Annotated in this window: 14 protein-coding genes; 11 read left to right on the forward strand and 3 right to left on the reverse strand. The window is 55.8% G+C overall.

The window, feature by feature from the left end; translation table 11 throughout:
* Nucleotides 1-176: 176 nt before the first annotated feature.
* From CU100_RS20410 to CU100_RS20460, 10 genes are all read left to right on the forward strand, one after another.
* Nucleotides 177-986 (forward strand): DeoR/GlpR family DNA-binding transcription regulator, encoded by an 810-nt coding sequence (locus CU100_RS20410; RefSeq protein ID WP_106718422.1) that lies wholly within the window; start codon nt 177-179, stop codon nt 984-986.
* A gap of 50 nt (nt 987-1,036) precedes the next feature.
* Nucleotides 1,037-2,032, forward strand: a complete 996-nt coding sequence (rhaS, locus tag CU100_RS20415; RefSeq protein ID WP_106718673.1) for a rhamnose ABC transporter substrate-binding protein — start codon at nt 1,037-1,039, stop codon at nt 2,030-2,032.
* A 66-nt stretch (nt 2,033-2,098) separates the two neighbouring features.
* Nucleotides 2,099-3,619, forward strand: a complete 1,521-nt coding sequence (locus tag CU100_RS20420) for a sugar ABC transporter ATP-binding protein (protein ID WP_106718674.1) — start codon at nt 2,099-2,101, stop codon at nt 3,617-3,619.
* Nucleotides 3,620-3,628: 9 nt separating this feature from the next.
* Nucleotides 3,629-4,630, forward strand: coding sequence for an ABC transporter permease (locus tag CU100_RS20425; protein ID WP_210280547.1), 1,002 nt, complete (start codon nt 3,629-3,631; stop codon nt 4,628-4,630).
* Nucleotides 4,627-5,628: an ABC transporter permease gene (locus CU100_RS20430; protein ID WP_106718423.1), complete on the forward strand. Its 1,002-nt coding sequence runs from the start codon at nt 4,627-4,629 to the stop codon at nt 5,626-5,628. The genes CU100_RS20425 and CU100_RS20430 overlap by 4 nt, the downstream gene beginning before the upstream one ends.
* Nucleotides 5,629-5,633: 5 nt before the next feature.
* Nucleotides 5,634-5,948, forward strand: coding sequence for an L-rhamnose mutarotase (gene rhaM, locus CU100_RS20435; protein WP_407070366.1), 315 nt, complete (start codon nt 5,634-5,636; stop codon nt 5,946-5,948).
* Nucleotides 5,945-7,312, forward strand: coding sequence for an FGGY-family carbohydrate kinase (locus CU100_RS20440; RefSeq protein WP_106718425.1), 1,368 nt, complete (start codon nt 5,945-5,947; stop codon nt 7,310-7,312). The genes rhaM and CU100_RS20440 overlap by 4 nt, the downstream gene beginning before the upstream one ends.
* Before the next feature lie 185 nt (nt 7,313-7,497).
* A complete protein-coding gene (locus tag CU100_RS20445) occupies nt 7,498-7,728 on the forward strand; it encodes a hypothetical protein (RefSeq protein WP_106718426.1) in 231 nt (76 codons plus the stop codon).
* A gap of 322 nt (nt 7,729-8,050) precedes the next feature.
* Nucleotides 8,051-8,800, forward strand: a complete 750-nt coding sequence (locus tag CU100_RS20455; RefSeq protein ID WP_106718428.1) for a response regulator transcription factor — start codon at nt 8,051-8,053, stop codon at nt 8,798-8,800.
* Between the two features lie 285 nt (nt 8,801-9,085).
* Complete coding sequence (locus CU100_RS20460; protein ID WP_106718429.1) at nt 9,086-10,999, forward strand: adenylate/guanylate cyclase domain-containing protein; 1,914 nt, start codon at nt 9,086-9,088, stop codon at nt 10,997-10,999.
* Nucleotides 11,000-11,105: 106 nt separating this feature from the next.
* On the opposite strand, the gene CU100_RS20465 is transcribed toward CU100_RS20460, so the two are convergent.
* Nucleotides 11,106-11,978 (reverse strand): lipid kinase, encoded by an 873-nt coding sequence (locus tag CU100_RS20465; protein ID WP_106718430.1) that lies wholly within the window; start codon nt 11,976-11,978, stop codon nt 11,106-11,108.
* 345 nt (nt 11,979-12,323) lie between these two features.
* Between CU100_RS20465 and CU100_RS20470 the strand changes: the two genes are divergently transcribed.
* Nucleotides 12,324-12,716 (forward strand): ester cyclase, encoded by a 393-nt coding sequence (locus CU100_RS20470; RefSeq protein WP_106718431.1) that lies wholly within the window; start codon nt 12,324-12,326, stop codon nt 12,714-12,716.
* A gap of 269 nt (nt 12,717-12,985) precedes the next feature.
* Here the strand turns inward: CU100_RS20470 and CU100_RS20475 are convergent, their stop codons facing one another.
* The gene (locus CU100_RS20475) at nt 12,986-13,612 is read right to left on the reverse strand and encodes a hypothetical protein (RefSeq protein WP_106718432.1); all 627 of its coding nucleotides are present in this window, start codon (nt 13,610-13,612) and stop codon (nt 12,986-12,988) included.
* 70 nt (nt 13,613-13,682) lie between these two features.
* A complete protein-coding gene (locus CU100_RS20480; RefSeq protein WP_106718433.1) occupies nt 13,683-14,273 on the reverse strand; it encodes a TetR/AcrR family transcriptional regulator in 591 nt (196 codons plus the stop codon).
* Between the last annotated feature and the right edge of the window lie 67 nt (nt 14,274-14,340).

The raw sequence follows: 14,340 nt of genomic DNA on the forward strand, positions 1-14,340 counted from the left end.
CGGCCGTTGCTATTTGCACCTAGCTATGGAGCAGATCGCATTTTGTTGTCAATCATAAACGGTCAATTTCAATCATAAACTTACGATTGTGCAGTGCAATATGAAACTATTTGACTGAAGTTGATTGACACCAGCGCCGTTTTTGCGCCATAGATTATCACAAGAGGAGGATAAGCATGCACGAGCGTGAGCGCCACCGCATCATTCTGAGCGCTGTTCAGGAAAAGCCGGTCATCACCATTCAGGACATTGCCGAACTGACGGAAGCGTCGGAAGCAACGATCCGTCGTGACATTGCCTCGCTCCATGTCAAAGGCAAGCTGCGCCGGGTGCGTGGGGGCGCCGAAGCCGTACATCCACCGCAACTGACGCCCCTCGCCGGACGGCACTTTCATGTTTCCGAATCGGAAAACGCCGACAAAAAGCGCGCCATCGCCCGCGAGGCCGTTGCGCTGTGCGAAGAAGGCGATGCCATCATCATCAATGGCGGCACGACAACATTCCAGATGGTTCATTTCCTTGCGTCGCGGCGGTTGCAGGTGATGACCAATTCATTCGCGATTGCCGAGCATCTGGTGAAGAATTCCAAGAGTTCGGTCACTGTGCCGGGCGGGGCGATCTACCGCGAGCAAAGCATCATCCTTTCGCCCTTCGACAATGATGTGACGCGTAACTTCTACGGAAAGCGCATGTTCATGGGCTCGCAGGGCGTTGGCCCGTTTGGAGTCATGGAATCCGACGCGCTCATTATTCAAGGCGAGCAGAAACTGATCAATCAGGCCGATGAGCTTGTCCTGCTCGTCGATTCGACCAAGTTCGCTCGCCGCTCGAGTCTCATCCTCTGTCCGTTGCAGCGCGTTGCTACCATCATCACCGATGACGGCATTTTGGATGCGGACCGAAAAATGGTCGAGAATGCAGGCGTTAAACTCATCATCGCAAGCGTAAGTCAGGAAAAATCAAGGAATTCCGTTTCCGTCGCATGATCGAAACGGTGAAGACCAACAATATAGCTCAATCTCTGGGAGGACAGACAATGAAACTTTTGAAGCAACTCGCTTTGGGATCGGCATTCGCCTTTGCCATGCTCGCATCGCAGGCGCATGCCGATACCGTCAAGATCGGCCTCGTCGTCAAATCGCTTGGCAACGGCTTCTTCGAAGCGGCCAACAAGGGTGCGCAGGAGGCTGCGAAAGAGCTCGGGGACGTTGAGGTCATCTATACCGGCCCGACATCGACGACGGCAGAGGGCCAGATCGAGGTGATCAACGCTCTGATCGCGCAGAACGTCAATGCAATCGCGATTTCCGCTAATGACCCCGACGCTGTCATTCCGGCGCTGAAGAAGGCCATGGCGCGCGGGATCAAGGTCATTTCGTGGGATTCCGCCGTCGCCAAGGATGGCCGCATCATGCACCTCAATCCATCATCCAACGAACTGATCGGCAAGATGTGCCTGCAGCTTGCCGCCGATCATCTGAAGGACGGCAAGGGTGATTTCGCCATTCTTTCCGCTACGACTACCTCGACCAACCAAAATACCTGGATCGAGGAAATGAAGAAGCAACTGCCGAATTTCCCGGGCCTCAATCTCGTGACGACCGTCTATGGTGACGACCTTTCCGACAAGAGTTACCGCGAAGCACAGGGCTTGCTGACCTCGCAGCCGAATGTGAAGGTCATCGTCGCGCCGACGACTGTCGGCGTCCTTGCCGCGTCGCAAGCCGTGGCCGATGCCAAGAAGATCGGCGACGTCTATGTAACTGGTCTTGGTCTTCCTTCTGAAATGGCCGGCGCGATCAAGTCGGGTGCGACCAAGGAATTCGCTATCTGGAACCCGATCGATCTCGGCTATTCGGCAACCCAGATCGCCTATCGCCTGGTCAAGGGTGAGACGGACGGTGCTCCCGGCAGCGAAATTGCAGCCGGACGCATGGGCAAGATCAAGGTCGGCGACAATGGCGAAGCCGCCATGGCCGATCCCTTCGTATATGACGCCAAAAATATCGATCAGTTCTCCAAGATGTTCTAATCCGCACGTCTCGTGGCCAGCCCGGCAGATTTTCTGCCGGGCATTTTTTCCCTTCCGGTATATTTGATGAACAAGATTACCTCGCCCGAGCCAATGTCAGAGACGCCTCTTCTCGAGATGCGTGGCATCTCGAAGTCGTTCCCTGGCGTGAAGGCGTTGAACGATGTCAACATCTCGTTGTTCCCCGGCAAAGTGACGGCGCTGATCGGCGAGAATGGTGCGGGAAAGTCGACGCTCGTCAAAATCCTCACCGGCATTTACGCATCCGAGGAGGGCGAAATTCAGGTCGATGGCAAGCCGGTAGCCTTTGCAAATGCGCAGGACGCAATGGATTTCGGTGTCACCGCGATCCATCAGGAGACTGTGCTTTTTGACGAATTGTCGGTCGCCGAGAATATCTTTCTCGGGCATGCACCGAAAACCAGGCTAGGCTTGGTCAACTGGAAAGCTGTCAACGCGCGGGCGCTGGCCTTGCTCCATTCACTTGAGAGCAATATAGATCCGCGTGTCCGTCTGAAGGATCTCTCGATTGCGCAGCGCCATCTTGTGGCCATTGCCCGGGCACTGTCCGTCGATGCGCGGATTGTCATCATGGATGAGCCCACCGCCGCTCTCTCACGCAAGGAAGTCGACGATTTATTCCAGATCGTCAAACGCCTGAAAGCCCAGGGCAAGGCCATCCTGTTTATCAGTCACAAATTCGATGAGGTCTACGAGATAGCCGATCATTATGCGGTCTTCCGCGATGGCAAGGCGGTTGGCAGCGGCGCACTTGCAGGTGTTGGACAGGATGAGATCGTCAAGCTCATGGTCGGCCGTTCCATCGAACATGCCTTCCCAAAAGTGGACATTCCTCTCGGCGAGACGGTGCTTTCGGTTGAAAACTACACACATCCGACCGAGTTTCGCGACATCAACTTTGCCCTCAGAAAGGGCGAGATTTTCGGGATCTACGGTCTGGTCGGCGCGGGCCGCTCCGAAATTTGCCAGTCTCTCTTTGGCGTCACAAGGCCCTCTGGAGGCAGCCTGAAACTCGACGGCAGGGAGATCGCAATCCACTCCCCAAGCGATGCCATCAAAGCCGGTATAGTCTACGTGCCTGAGGAACGTGGCCGCCATGGCGCGGTATTGCAGCTCCCGATCTACCAGAACATTTCGCTGCCCTCACTGACACGAACTTCTCGCTTGGGTTTATTGCGCGCGGCGGAGGAGTTTGCCCTCGCACGGAAGTATGCGGAGCGTTTCGACTTGCGCGCTGCCGCACTTTCCGTGCCCGTGGGTACCTTGTCCGGGGGCAATCAACAAAAGGTCGTCATCGGCAAATGGCTGGCGACGCAGCCGAAAATTCTCATTCTCGATGAACCGACCAAGGGCATCGATATCGGGTCAAAGGCTGCGGTCCACGCCTTCATCAGTGAACTCGCCAGCGAAGGCCTCAGCATCATCATGGTCTCGTCGGAGTTGCCGGAGATTCTCGGCATGTCGGATCGGGTGCTGGTCATGCGTGAAGGATTGTCGGCCGGTATCTTCGAGCGTTCGCACCTGAATGCTGAAACTCTGGTCCGCGCCGCTACAGGCAATGCGTAAAGGTTATAAATGATCAGGCAATTGTTCAAATTTCGCGAGATGCTGCTGGTGATCATCATCGCCATTCTGCTTGCCGTGTTTTCAACCCGTTCGCAGGGCTTTGCCACGCCGGGCAACCTTGCGAATATCTTCAATGACACGTCGATCCTGATCATTCTTGCACTTGGACAGATGACGGTGATCCTGACGAAATCCATCGATCTTTCCGTCGCAGCCAATGTGGCGTTTACCGGCATGGCGGTTGGTATGTTGAATGCCGCCCAGCCGGAACTGCCACTCATGCTCATCCTCGTTGTCGCTCTCGGCATCGGTGGCGTTCTCGGCGCAATCAACGGAATGTTCGTGTGGAAGCTCAATATTCCTTCCATTGTCGTCACGCTCGGAACACTCACCATATATCGAGGCATGGCGTTCGTTCTCTCTGGGGGAGCCTGGGTGAATGCGCACCAGATGACAGCGCCCTTCCTGCAGACGCCGCGCCAGCTCTTCCTTGGCCTGCCCATCCTTGGCTGGACGGCCATCGTGATTGTTGCCGTAATGTATCTCGTCATGTCGCGCACGTTTCTTGGCCGGGCGATCTATGCCTCTGGCGGCAACCCGACAGCGGCGGTCTATGCCGGCATCGATGTCGGGCGCACCCGCTTTTTCGCGTTCGTCATCTCCGGAACCCTCGCGGGTCTCTGCGGCTATCTCTGGGTGTCGCGCTACGCGGTCGGCTATGTTGATATCGCAGCAGGCTTCGAGCTCGATACCGTTGCCGCCTGTGTCATTGGCGGTATCTCGACGCTTGGCGGCATTGGTTCGGTCGCCGGCGCCGTCCTCGGTGCGCTGTTTCTTGGCGTCATCAAGAATGCGCTGCCAGTTATCAACATCTCGCCCTTTGCACAGATGGCGATATCAGGCTCAGTGATCATTACCGCGGTGATCTTCAATGCCCGTCAGGAACGGCGGCGCGGCCGTATCATCCTGCGTGATCGCGGCGCATCGGAACAGATCGAGGTGGCAGCATGAGCGCGATACCTGAAAAGCGGTTTATCCCGGACCGGCTTGGCACATCGGCAACGCGTCTGTTTGGGAGTTGGGAAGCACTCCTTTTTGCCGTCGCCGTGCTGATCTTCATCGCCAATTCCCTCGCCTCGCCCTATTTCCTGAATGCGTGGAATCTTTCCGACGCCACGTTCAATTTTACTGAAAAGGCCATGGTAGCGTTTGCCATGGCGCTGCTGATCATCTCCGGGGAGATCGATCTCTCGGTCGCGGCGATCATAGCGCTGGCATCCACCGCCATGGGCGCAGCAGCGCAGGTGGGCATCGGTACGCCTGGCCTCGTTGCTATCGGGATCGGCGTTGGTGTCGGTTGCGGCGTGGCAAACGGCATCCTCGTTGCAGGACTTCGTCTGCCTTCCATCGTCGTCACGATCGGCACGATGAGCCTGTTTCGCGGCATCGCTTATATCGTCCTTGGCGACAAGGCCTATGGGGGCTATCCGGCTTCCTTTGCCTATTTCGGCCAAGGCTATGTCTTCTGGGTGTTTTCCTTCGAGTTCGTGCTCTTCGCCGTGCTGTCGATCGTCTTCGCGATCCTGCTGCATGCGACAAATTTTGGCCGCCGGATCTATGCCATCGGCAATAATGAATTTGCCGCACGCTTCTCCGGTATTCGTGTCGAACGCATCAAATTCACGCTGTTTCTCCTGACCGGCCTGATGTCCGGCATCGCGGCCGTCTGCCTCACCTCGCGCCTCGGGTCCACCCGGCCGTCGATCGCACAGGGCTGGGAGCTCGAGATCGTCACCATGGTCGTCCTTGGCGGTGTGTCGATCCTTGGCGGTGCCGGAACCATCGGCGGCGTGGTTATTGCTGCCTTCGTCATGGGGCTCGTTACCTTCGGACTGGGCCTCCTGAACGTTCCCGGTATTGTCATGTCGATCTTCATCGGCCTGCTTTTGATCGTCACCATTACACTGCCGGTCGTCATTCGTCAGTTCCGTCACAGGAAGTCCGCATGAGCGCGATGGAAAAATATGCTTTCACGATGACACTCAATCCCGGGATGGAAGCCGAATACAGGCGCCGTCACAACGAAATCTGGCCGGAACTCGTGGATCTCCTACAACAGCATGGCGTAAGCGATTATTCAATTCATTTGGACCGTGTCACCAATACGCTTTTTGGCGTGTTGACCCGACCCGTTGGTCACACGATGCAAACTCTGCCCGATCATCCGCTCATGAAGATATGGTGGGCCTATATGGCAGATATCATGGCCACCAATCCAGACAATTCTCCAGTCCAGACAGATCTCGAAATGCTCTTCCATCTGCTATGAGCGATAATCGCCGGATAGCCGTCATCGATGTCGGTAAGACCAACGCCAAGGTCGTTGTCGTCGATGCGATGACTGGTGCCGAGATTGCCGCGCGCAGTATGGCGAACCGTGTTATCCAGAACGGGCTGTATCCGCATTATGACATTGAGGCGCTGTGGGCTTTTTTTGTCGATACACTGACAATCTTTGCCCAATCGCCGGGCTTCGATGCAATTTCTGTCACCGCACATGGCGCGGCAGCCGCATTGCTGGGCGACAATGATCTGGCGATGCCGGTCATCGACTACGAGCATGTCTATCCTGGCGAGGTGCGCGCAGCCTATGCTGCCTTGCGGCCGGATTTCGCGGAGACCCGCTCGCCGCTTCTCTCCGGGGGCCTCAATGTCGGTGCGCAAATCCATTACCAGAAGACGCAGTTTCCGGCTGAATTTTCCGCAGCCAAGACCATCGTCACCTACGCACAATACTGGGTTTGGCGCCTGACCGGCGTTGCCGCGAACGAAGTTACCTCCCTTGGTTGCCATACGGATCTATGGAACCCGCAAGAGGGTAAATATTCCAGTCTTGTCGATACGCTTGAGCTTCGTCCTTTGATGGCGCCGATACGCTCTGCGTTCGACCGTATCGGTGATCTTCGTGAGCCGCTCGCCAGCCAGATCGGTGTGGTGAAGGCAATTCCGGTTCATTGCGGCATCCATGACTCCAACGCGTCGCTGCTGCCGCATCTGATCAGCCGTACATCGCCCTTCTCCGTCGTATCGACCGGAACCTGGGTGGTGTCTTTTGCGGTCGGCGGAAGGTTGGATCAGCTCGACCCGGCACGGGATACGCTTGCCAATGTCGATGCCTATGGGAAGGCGGTGCCATCGGCACGGTTCATGGGCGGACGCGAATTCGATCTCTTGACCGGCGGCAGTGCTCTCGAACCGGATGCTGATACGCTGAACCGGGTGATCCGAAATCAGTTTATGATACTGCCGAGTGTCGTACAGGGGTCCGGGCCGTACCCTACGTTGCAATCTATCTGTCTGAATGATGGATCGAGGTCAGCCACCGACCTCAATGCTGCTGCCTCGCTTTATACGGCGTTGATGACAGATACCTGCCTTGAGTTGATCGGTGCATCCGGCACGACGATCGTTGAAGGGCCGTTTTCCCGCAACAGAACCTACCTGTCCGCGTTGCGGTCTCTGACCGGTCGCGAGGTCATTGCTCTTCCCGGCACAACAGGAACCAGCCTCGGCGCGGCCTTGCTTGCCGGAGCTCAGTATCCACTTAACATCACCACGCAGGATGTAGCCCCTTTGAGTGGCACGTTTGATATCTATGTACAGAGTTGGCGGGATAACCTCGCTCGCAAATGAAGACGCGAGCCTGAGGCCCAACCGCTCGCGGGTCCTTTTTACGTTTTCCTCACTTTTGACGCTGCTCTGACGACCGCAAAGCGATCGGGAGACGCCTCTACCTTAGTATCCCAACAATGGTCCCGTACCTGAGAACGAGACTGGAATAGAACGTTCATGGAACTCAGTGGATTTAGGAGGAAACGATGTCACAAGGTCTCACAGCATTTGCAAACCTGATCAACCAGCCGATTTCACCAGCCAACTGGCGCTTTGATTGCAAGGGCTTCAAGGCGTTTATGGGGAAGGAGATCGGGGTCATCCACGCCTTGATTCTGGCTCCATTGCTCAAGCCAACTTTTGTGCCGTGTCCAATCATGAACAGCTTGGTGCAGCGATATCCTAAGCAGCGCGGCAGCTCGCGCAATTTTCGATGAGCGCACAGGCATCACTTAACAACTTGCGATCGGAGCTCGAGGGACATGGTTCGAATGAGTGAACTCTCCATAGATGAATGGAATGCACTGAACCGCCTGTCGCGGGGCGAAACAATCCGGCGAATAGACGGCCAAACGGTCAAACGCCTGACAGACATCGGCGCACTTCGAAGCAGCGGAGGAGTAATCAAACTCTCCTATCCCGCAATGCAGCTCTTGATAGAACGCTCGGCGAGAATCGGCCGCGCCCGAAACGGCAACAGCCAAACTTGGTGCAGCTAAATATGTGAGCCAACTCATTAGGCTTTTTGGGAGTAAGGAAATGTCGGGAACTGTATACGAACGAATAGCAAACGCCGTTATCAATGGAGGTGCTGGAAGGGGCCGCTCAGAGTTCGGTATTGCATCAACCGAGCTTCGTCCACAGCGACGCCTTGCCATCATCGATGGGCGAATCCTTGCTCGACAGAACCTTCAATGGGGGCTTCTATCGCACCGGCTAGGGCTGCGCACGTGCACATACGGTTCGATAGAAGAGATTGAACCGCGCGAGGCGGCGGAGCTTTCAGTCATTCTTGTCTGCACCGACGAGATCAGTTCGGGAGACAATTTGATTTCTTGCGATATCGAAGCTTTGGTCCAAAGATTTCCCGAAGTCCCGGTACTAATTAGAGCAGAAGGATGCGGGCTTCAACAAGTCCAGAGTTTTCTTGAGCAAGGTGCATGTGGTTGCCTGCCTGCCAATGCCGGATTGTCCGTGTGTATGGAAGCTATATCGATGGCTCTCTCCGGAGGCGTTTTCATCGCCGCTGAAAGCCTGCAAGATATGCAACGTTTGCTGGGAACCAGGCGCCGCCAGCCCAAGCGAAAGCTGATGTTCACACCACGCGAACAAGACGTTATCGAGGCCCTGCGACAGGGGAAGGCAAACAAGACGATTGCATATGCTCTCAACCTCGCTCCGAATACGGTGAAAGTTCACGTAGGTCATATACTCAAAAAGCTTCGGGCAACGAACCGGACAGAAGCAATTTACAAGATCAACGCCGCCATGTTTGACGAAATGGTTTAGCGCGCCTTCCGGCGATCGAATAACGTAGGGGCGACGGGGGCCGTTCCTGCATCTGGCCCTCCCACTAGTGGGAGGGCCTTTCGATGGCCAACACCGCATGCGTTAGTCGTACCCGATTGGGCCGGGATCGTGAAAGAAGATCAGCCGAACGAACCAGTCAAGCAGCGCAGCTTTCGCACCCTGTGTAAACTAGGAGGGCGGGAAGAGAATTCCTACGCACCGAACTGTGAGTAGCTGAAGTTGCCGTTAAGTAGTATCCTTGGGCGCGGAGTATGAGGGTCGAACGTGGAACGGAAGCTCGCTGCAATCATAGCCGGCGACATTGCTGGGTATAGCCGCCTCATGGCCGAGGATGAGGCAGCGACCTATGCGGAACTGTGCTCAGTCCTCGAGGACGTAATCAAACCATCGGTCGAGCGTCACGGTGGGCGGATTTTCAAGAGTACGGGAGATGGGTTTCTCGCAGCATTTCCAAGTGTGAACGAAGCCCTTGATGCCGCCATTGGTATTCAGTCCGGCTTTGCCAAGAGACGTTTCCGTCTGCGTCTGGGTATAAATCTTGGAGACGTGATCGAAGACAATGGCGACGTGTTTGGCGATGGCGTCAACGTCGCATCGCGGCTGGAAACCATTGCGGAGCCCGGAAGTATTTTTGTGAGTGAGGCGGTCGTGCGAAGCGCGGACCGAAGCCGTAGTGAGCATTTTTGCAAAATCGGACGCCGGCACGTCAAAAACATTCCTCAGGAACTTGAAGTTTATACAGTTAAGTTATCTGGCAACGAGGCTCTAGCATTGAGCCGGTCCCCGCGCGTGCGGCATCTGCTGCGGAGGCTGATGCCCTACGCGCTTGGAACGGCCGCTCTTTTGCTCGTGATGGCGGCGATCCAAGCGCCTGGATTTGTGGGGATGACAGGCGCCATCGCCGATAAGGTCGCATGGCTTTCCGGTACGACAAGCGTGGATGGGCGTCCATCGGTTGCTGTGCTCCCGTTCGACAATTTGAGCGGTGATGCCGAGCAGAACTATTTTGCCGATGGGCTTACGGAGGATGTCATAACGGAATTGGCACGAACTCCCGAACTCCAGGTGATCGCTCGCAATTCCACATTTGCGTTACGCGGCCAAGCGACCGATATTCGCGAAGTGGGGCAAAAGTTGGGTGCTGGCTACGTCGTAGAAGGTAGCGCGCGGCGAGTGGGCGACCAGCTTCGGGTCGTGGCACAGTTGATCGATACCCGCAGTGGGGCCCATCTTTGGTCCCGCAGTTATGATCGCGATGTTGCTGATGTCTTTGCAGTCCAGACCGAACTCACTAGCGAGATCGTCTCGCACCTCGTCTCGTATGTTCGCGAATCCGAAGTTGCTGAAGCTGCCCAGCGGCCTCCGCAAAATCTGCAAGCCTATGATCTCGTTCTCCAGGCACGAAACCGATACAAACATGGGGCGAAAGATGCCGAAGCGCTTCTTGCCGCACGGCTGCTTTACCACCGTGCGCTAGAGTTGGATCCAGGATACGCGGTGGCGCGAGCTAATCTCGCGATGACTTACATTGTGGATATGATGCAAACCGTCAGCGGTCGTGCCACGATGGCCGACGTAGAAATGGGATTGAGCGAGGCGCGGCAAGCAATCCGTCTCGATCCTAATCTGGCTATCGGCTACCAGGTATTGAGCTTCGGTCTCTCGGCCAGCGGTGATTATTCCGGCGCCATGCAGGCTGCGCGTCGGGCGGTGGAGTTGAATCCCAACGATCCCGACAGTTTGATGGCGCTCGCAAAGGCTCAAGTCCGGTTCGGAGACTATCGCGACGCTGTCAGTCATGCCGAGCGGGCGCGGCGCCTGCATCCTATTGCACCGGACTACTACACTTACGTTCACGGTCAGGCGCTTTATGCCGCTGGTCGCCTTGATGAGGCCGACAACGTCATCAGGGAGTGCCTGTTACGTGCGCCACAGGAGGTGAACTGCCTCCTCATCCGCACCGCATTGTTGGCCGGTCGGGGCGAGGTGGCGCAAGCGCAAGTCGCGATGGCGCGATTGGTGCAGAGCAATCCTAAGTTTTCGCTGGCAGCCGAACGCGACTACCGGCGCTTCGGAACCTCACCCCTCATGGACCGCTTCCTGCAAGACCTCGCCCGTGCCAAGGCGCCGGAAACCGCTGCCAGATCGAATCTTACACGTGAGCGAACACCATCATGAGCGCATCCTGACATTCATGGAATTATCTCTCAGCGGTATGTTGGTCGCGGAGCTGCTGCAGTGGGAGGAGTTAGACATTATGACTTCCCCGCCGACCCTACCGAATTCAGGGCACGAAAACTGGAACGGCGTTCTCACGAATCCTAAATCTTACCGGGGTCTCGGTCTTCAATTCGCCATCCAGGTTCACAGCACGTGGTTTGCTTGTGTGGATTGTAAGATCCTTGGTGGAAAAAGCTCGGACGTCGTCCCATTCACCATGGGTCCCTTTGCGCAAACTCGGAAGGAGCCTAAGAAGCTTCCCCCAATGGTCGACTTCCAAGCTGTAGAAGTCGAGCATTCCGTCGGTCGCAGTGGCATCCGCTTGAACAGTCATTCCCCCGCCATAGAAACGGCCGTTACCAACTGCTACCTGTAACGTCCGCAGTTCCTCGATTTTTCCGTCATGATCCAATGTTGCGGTAAAAAGTCGAGAGCTTGCGAGGAGCTTGGCAGCCACCAGCGCATATCCAAGCTTGCCCCATCGCTTTTTGGCTTTATCGGTAAGCGACATTGCCAGATCGGCGCTGAAGCCAATACTGGCGACATTGAAAAAGGGGTGACCGTTCGCTTCGCCAAGATCGATGGTTGCCGTTTTGCCTTTGGCAATGACGTCTACGGCAGTCGCGAGGTCTAAGGGAAGACCGATGGTTCGTGCAAAATCGTTTGCAGTCCCCAGCGGAAGAACACCGAGTGGAAGCCCTGTATCGAGCAGCCCTTTCGCAGCTGAGTTCAAGCTGCCGTCCCCCCCACCAACGATAACACTGTTCACACGACCGGCGAGACGGGCTATTGCGTTGGAAGGAAGTTCTGCGCTTTCGGGTGGCAGTTCAAGATAGGCGACACCCGCTCGTGATAGATGTTGGCGAACAACCGGGAGACTTTCCTTGCCTCGCCTTGAGTTCGGATTGACCAGAAGGAGCGCGCTACTTGTATTCATGCCACTCTCCTCGCCTCAAAGGCTTTAGACAAGGAGCGACAGATAGCAAAAGACGGTGTAACGGGATTAATGTCATCGCCACTATATGTGCGCCGCAACATAAACATTCAACGCCAATCCTGTTCAACATGAGCTGCATTTCGAGCCGGCGGAGTTTCTCGATGAGAAAGCAGTCATTCGGGGCAGGCACAACGCATATGGCGGGTTTAGCGCATTGCTCATCCGGAACATGACCACAGTGAGGTCGATCGAACTATTGAAGACATTGCCGTGTGTCGGCACATTGGTAGGTGTTGTTAGGCAAAGCTACACCTTGTCTCAGTCAAGTACCCGGTGGAGAATCTCATGACCACAGACGATCTTGCTGCCATCTATCGCGACTACATTTCCTGTCTCAACACGAAGGATTGGGCGTCACTTGGCCGCTTCGTTCACGAGGAGGTACGGCACAATGGCCGACGGTTGGCCCTGCAAGGCTATCGCAGGATGATCGAGGACGACTTCGAGCGAATTCCCGACCTGCATTTCGACATTCAGATACTCGTCTCCGAACCGCCCCGTATCGCGAGCAGGCTTCTATTCGACGTTACGCCCAAAGGCGAGTTTCTCGGTCTGCCCGTGAATGGCCGTAAGGTCGTTTTTTGCGAGAATGTCTTCTATGACTTCCAGGATCAGCGGATCAACGAGGTTTGGTCGGTGATAGACAAAGCCGCCATCGAAATTCAACTTCGACCATGACCCTCCAGGTCCGGCAGCGCGAGCTATGGCAATAGCTGCTAAGCAACGACATTCCCCAGCATCCATAAGAGTAGAGGTTAGGGGCAAAGCGTGGTCAGCGAGCGAGACCCGGATCAGCGGATTGCAGTGATGAAGATAGTTCGGAAATCAAGAACGGTGTCTTTGCTGACGTGACAGCGCCTTCGTCCGTCAATCAAAAGCAGGCATGATTCTTCGGTCGTCGCCGGTCGAACCGGTGGGGGCGGCCGAACGACCGGCGACGACGTGGCTCACATGGGCGGAACCACGCCGTTCTTGCCGACAAGGACCTGGTGAGCAATCGTCCCGGTTGCAGTCTTCTCGGCAGGCACGAAGACCGCGGCGCCGGAAACAAGATCATCTTTTGTCGCCGGAGCAAAGGTCACTATGGGCGTGCCGTCAGGAATCGAAATCTCTTTTTCCTTTCCGTGATACGAAACAGTGACCGCGCGGCCGTCGACGTTCTTGACCGCATTTGCAACGGTAGCATTGGTCATGCTGCTGTTGGGTTTAAGGTCCCAGCCATAGCTGCCCTCCCCTGTGCCCTTCAGTTCCGGCGGGAAGATGAGCACTTCGAGTGCGCCGTCACCGCCGCCTGCTTTCGGCAGGGAGGCTATCCCAACGAAGTCGCCGGGCTTGATGTCGGTCACCTTTGCGTTTGCCACACTGGAGAGTTTCCAACCATTGACGAGGGCAATCCCAACGATATCTCCCTCGCGCGTCTTCACCTTGAGAGTGGACCCATCAAAGCTGGCTATGCTGCCCCGGATGTGGACCTGCTCGTCCGGCTTGTTCTCGGCATATGTTGTCGACGGCAGGGTAGCCGCTGACATAGCGGATAGCCCCAAGATAAGTGTGGTCATAAAGTTCTTAGTCATTTTGCGTTCTTCCTACTAGTTGGTAGTTTAAATCCGAGCGATCATTCCGACAAAGCTGATTGGTCCGATTTTAGTGAGTGACGCTCGTAGACAGCCGCGTCAGGGTGGGCGCCAGAATGGTGGCGAAGACTTTCGGAGTTCCGTATGCTCGCGCCGATAGCATGGCCCCGTGCACCGACGCCATGAATGCTTCAGCTTCGACCCGAGGTTCGTTTGACAGATACAGGCCCTCCTCTTTGGAGCCCCGTTCCATGACTGAAGTCAGCCAGTTTGACGCAAAACAAAAAAAGGCCTTTACCTCGGCTGCGACTTCCGGCGGCAATACGGGTAGCTCACTCGCAAGGAGAGCGCATACGCAAAAAGGCCTACTCGCGTCTTCGATACACTGGGCCCAGTGGTCCGCGTAAGTTCTTAGGAGATCGAGCGGATTTTGAATGTTCTGTTCCAGACTCGACACGGCACTCTCGGCATCACAACGATATTGTTTTACAAGGGTGCGGACCAGATCGACTTTGGTTGGGAAGTGGTGATGGATGCTGGCCTTACGGATACCGACGGCGTCAGCAATGTCGGCGTAGCTAAAGCCGTTATACCCTCCGCTCGTTATCAATGATCGCGCAGAAGCCAGGATTGCATCAGATGTAGTCAAGAGATTGCTCATAATTGTGTCTACCTTCTAGTAGGAAGGAAGTCAAACCAAAAATCCGAACGACGCACTTGCTTGCCGG

Source organism: Phyllobacterium endophyticum (genome assembly GCF_003010935.1).
Classification (GTDB): domain Bacteria; phylum Pseudomonadota; class Alphaproteobacteria; order Rhizobiales; family Rhizobiaceae; genus Phyllobacterium; species Phyllobacterium endophyticum.